Consider the following 656-nt stretch of genomic DNA (forward strand, 5'->3'; position numbering starts at 1 on the left):
GGTCCCGGATTCCAAAGGTCGAGACCTTTGGCGGGTGCAGGGCAGAGCCCTGCTGTCGATCCCTGGCCCCCGCCCAAGGGCCTGAAGGCCCTTGGGGATCCCGATACCCTCAGCCCGCGCGGCGGCGCGCCGCCACCACCCGGCTCAGCACGTGCGAGAGCTGCTCGACCGAGTAGGGCTTGTGCAGCAGCTCGAAGCCGTGCGTGCCCTCCTGGGCCAGCACGTGGCTGTAGCCGGAGGTCAGCACCACCGGCACCGCCGGCCAGCGCCGCCGGATCTCGCCCGCGAGATCGACCCCGTCTCGGCCCGGCATCACCACGTCGGAGAAGACCACGTCGAAGCGGCCGGAGGCCCGCTCCAGCTCGGCCACCGCCGCGTCGGCGTCGCGGACCCAGACCGTGCCGTAGCCGAGTTCGGCCAGCGTCTGCGTGGCGAAGCTGCCGACCTCGGCGTTGTCCTCCACCACCAGCACGCAGGTGCCGTGGCCGCGGCTCGGCCCAGGCTCCTGCGCGCCCGTCCGGGGCGCCGAGGCGGGTGCCTCGGCCCGCGGCAGGTAGAGCGTGAAGGTGGTGCCGCGCCCGAGCGCGCTGTCGACCGTGACCTCGCCGCCGGACTGCTTGGCGAAGCCGAAGACCTGGGAGAGGCCGAGCCCCGTG

The 656-nt window shown here is 73.8% G+C and carries 1 protein-coding gene; it reads right to left on the bottom strand.

The window, feature by feature from the left end:
• Positions 1-109 precede the first annotated feature (109 nt).
• Positions 110-656, bottom strand: a 547-nt coding sequence (locus tag AX737_RS29105; RefSeq protein WP_156454035.1) for a response regulator, incomplete at its 5' end; no start/stop codon positions are given.

This window comes from Methylobacterium sp. CCH5-D2 (genome assembly GCF_001556475.1).
Taxonomy (GTDB): domain Bacteria; phylum Pseudomonadota; class Alphaproteobacteria; order Rhizobiales; family Beijerinckiaceae; genus Methylobacterium; species Methylobacterium hispanicum.